The sequence below is a fragment of the Stenotrophomonas sp. 2YAF22 genome, from assembly GCF_052114665.1.
GTDB lineage: Bacteria > Pseudomonadota > Gammaproteobacteria > Xanthomonadales > Xanthomonadaceae > Stenotrophomonas > Stenotrophomonas indicatrix.
In genome coordinates, this window is record NZ_JBFRFE010000515.1 from 1 (window position 1) to 3,166 (window position 3,166).

Consider the following 3,166-nt stretch of genomic DNA (forward strand, 5'->3'; position numbering starts at 1 on the left):
GTCATGCGGCCTGGGTCGGGATCGTGTCGTTGGTGTGGGAAATCTGGTTGTTGCCATCCACGTACACCAGCTTCGGTTTGAAGCTGTCGGCTTCCTGCTCGGTCATGCTGGCGAAGGCGGCAATGATGATGATGTCACCGACCTGCACGTGGCGCGCGGCGCCACCATTGAGCGAGACGACGCCGCTGCCGGCTTCGGCGCGGATCGCATAGGTCGAGAAGCGCGCACCGTTGGTCACGTCCCAGATGTGCACCTGCTCGAACTCACGGATGCCGGTGGCAGCCAGCAGGTTGTCATCGATGGCGATGGAGCCTTCGTAGTTCAGCTCGGAATGGGTGACGGTGGCGCGGTGGATCTTGGTCTTGAGCAGGGACAGGTGCATGGGGGCGCTGCAACGGCAAAGGAAAGAGCGGATTCTAGCACCCACGCGGCAGCGGTCAGGTAGCGGCCGCAGGATGCTGAAGACCGTTCAGCCGGTGCGCTGCTGCGCGCCCGGCGATGGCGCCGCGGCACCGGCCAGCACGGCCCGGAACACGGCGTGGAACGCCAGTCCGGCCATCAGGCCGAATCCGGCGGCCACCAGTACCGAGAAGGCATAGCTGGCCCAGTCGAAGTTGCCCGCAGAGGACAGCTGGCTCATCAGAGCGCCGCCAGAGCCGTCGGGCCAGGCACAGGTGGCCATGGCCAGCGCGCCCAGCCCTGCCCCGACCAGCGCGAACCACACCCAGCGCAGGCGGCCGGAAGACAGCAGGACCAAGCCCATCGGCAGCAGCACCGCCACGGCGTGGGCGAAGGCCAGCACGAACATCAATGCGGCCGCCAGCGCGGCCGTGGCCACTTCCTGGCCGAGACTGAGACCGGCAATCAGGCCACCGATCACCAGCGAAGGCAGCAGCGCGGCGGCGAACACCGCCAGGATCGCCGCCACGGCGCTGCGGCCGGGGCTGGCTGGAAACGAGGTCATATCGGCAGGTCGTCCTTGTCCGGCGAACACCGGGCGCCCACTGCGGGCGCCCTGCACAACCGCGCAGGGCGGTTCAGAACTCCAGGTTGTCGATCAACCGGGTGGTGCCCAGGCGCGCGGCGATCAGGGCCACGCGGCCGCCGCCATCGAAACTCGGCTCGGCCAGCTCCGGAGTGCGCAGTACCGCGTAATCCACCTGGAAGCCCGCTGCCTGCAGCGCAGCGACGGCGTCGGCCTCGATGCGTTCACGCGCGTGCCCGGCCACATAGCCTTCGCGCATGCCCAGCAGGGTGCGGTGAAGGGTGGTCGCCAACGGGCGCTGCTCGGCGCTGAGGTACTGGTTGCGCGAGCTCTTGGCCAGGCCATCCTCATCGCGCACGATCTCGGCACCGACGATCTGGACCGGGAACGACAGCTCGGCCACCATCTGCTTGATGACCGCCAGCTGCTGGTAGTCCTTGCGGCCGAACACGGCCACATCCGGCTGTACCTGCAGGAACAGCCGCGCCACCACCGTGCACACGCCATCGAAATGGCCCGGGCGGCTGGCGCCTTCCAGCACCTCGCTGACGCCAGGCGCATGCATCTGCGTGGTCTTGTCCACGCCCAGCGGGTACATCGCTTCGACGCTGGGCAGCCACACCGCATCGCAGCCCACCTGCTCCAGCCCGGCCACATCGGCTTCGGGGGTGCGCGGATAGCGGCTGAAATCCTCGTTCGGCCCGAACTGTGTCGGGTTGACGAAGATGCTGGCCACCACCTTGTCGGCGTACTGCTTTGCCAGGGTGACCAGCGCGTGGTGCCCGCCGTGCAGGTTGCCCATGGTCGGCACCAGCGCCACGCGCAGGCCCTCGCCCTTCCACTGCGCGATCTGCGCGCGCAGCGCACCGAGTTCGTTGAAGGTCTGGATCATTGGGCGTACGCGTGTTCTTCGTCGGGGAAGCTGCCATCGCGCACGGCATCGGCGTAGGCACGGGTGGCGCCGGCCACCGAACCGCCTTCAGCCAGGAAGTCCTTGACGAACTTCGGGCGACGGTGGCCGCTGTCCAGACCGAGGAAATCGTGCAGCACCAGCACCTGGCCGTCGCACTGCGGACCGGCACCGATACCGATGGTCGGCACAGGCACCGCGGCGGTGACGGCGGCAGCAACCGGGGTCGGCACGCATTCGAGCACCATGATGCTGGCACCGGCTTCAGCCACGGCCTTAGCATCGTCCACCAGCTGGCGCGCGGCATCACCACGGCCCTGGATCTTGAAGCCACCCAGGCGCAGCACCGACTGCGGGGTCAGGCCCAGGTGCGAACAGACCGGGATCTCGCGCTCGACCAGGTAGCGGATGATGTCGACCTTGAAGCCGGCGCCTTCGATCTTGACCATCTCCGCACCCGCCTGCAGCAGCTGCAGTGAAGCATCCAGCGCGCGTTCCGGGGTGGCATCGGCGCCGAACGGCAGGTCGGCGATCAGCAGCGCACGCTGCAGCACGCGGGCGACTGCGYGGGTGTGATAGACCATGTCGGCGACGGTCACCGGCAGGGTCGAATCGTGCCCCTGCACGACCATGCCCAGCGAATCGCCGATCAGGATCAGGTCGACACCGTTGGCATCGAAGGTGCGGGCGAAGCCTGCGTCGTAGGCGGTCAACATGACCAGCTTCTGGCCATTGCGCTTGGCCTCGGCCAGGGCGGGAACGGTCCAGGGCTTGCTGTCTGCGTGGGTGCTCATGTGCTGATAACCGGGGGAGATAACCCGGGCATTATCACCCTAACGGCGCGATCCCGCAGGCATCCACCCGCATCACTGCATCCCGCACGCGGCCATGGCCGGGAATGGCCAGATCGGCGGCGATTTCGGCCAATGGCACCAACACGAACGCACGCTCGTGCAGGTAGGGATGCGGCACCTTCAGCTCGGGCAGGTCCAGCACCAGCTCGCCGAACAGCAGCAGGTCCAGATCCAGCGCACGCGGCCCCCAGTGCACGGCGGGATCACGTACGCGGCCGAAGCGCTGCTCCAGCGCGAGCATGGCCTGCAGCAGCTCGACGGCGGGCAGATCGGTGTCGACCGAGGCCACTGCGTTGACGAACGGTGGCTGGTCCTCGTTGCCCCATGCCGGCGTCGCGTACAACCGCGAGGCCTGCGTCAGCCGGGTTCCGGGCAGCTCGTCCAGCGCGGCAATGGCCGCGCGGACGGTGTTGGCTG

Annotated in this window: 5 protein-coding genes; all 5 read right to left on the minus strand. The window is 67.9% G+C overall.

The window, feature by feature from the left end; translation table 11 throughout:
- Nucleotide 1: 1 nt before the first annotated feature.
- Complete coding sequence (panD, locus tag AB4Y84_RS17400; RefSeq protein WP_004153087.1) at nt 2-382, minus strand: aspartate 1-decarboxylase; 381 nt, start codon at nt 380-382, stop codon at nt 2-4.
- Nucleotides 383-469: 87 nt separating this feature from the next.
- Nucleotides 470-964 carry a hypothetical protein gene (locus tag AB4Y84_RS17405; protein ID WP_442244591.1) on the minus strand — a complete coding sequence of 165 codons (495 nt, stop codon included), beginning with the start codon at nt 962-964 and terminating at the stop codon, nt 470-472.
- A gap of 73 nt (nt 965-1,037) precedes the next feature.
- Nucleotides 1,038-1,877 carry a pantoate--beta-alanine ligase gene (panC, locus tag AB4Y84_RS17410; RefSeq protein WP_336026913.1) on the minus strand — a complete coding sequence of 280 codons (840 nt, stop codon included), beginning with the start codon at nt 1,875-1,877 and terminating at the stop codon, nt 1,038-1,040.
- Complete coding sequence (panB, locus tag AB4Y84_RS17415; RefSeq protein ID WP_442250538.1) at nt 1,874-2,689, minus strand: 3-methyl-2-oxobutanoate hydroxymethyltransferase; 816 nt, start codon at nt 2,687-2,689, stop codon at nt 1,874-1,876. The genes panC and panB overlap by 4 nt, the downstream gene beginning before the upstream one ends.
- Before the next feature lie 34 nt (nt 2,690-2,723).
- On the minus strand, nt 2,724-3,166 hold a 443-nt coding region (gene folK, locus AB4Y84_RS17420; RefSeq protein ID WP_442250539.1), incomplete at its 5' end, for a 2-amino-4-hydroxy-6-hydroxymethyldihydropteridine diphosphokinase.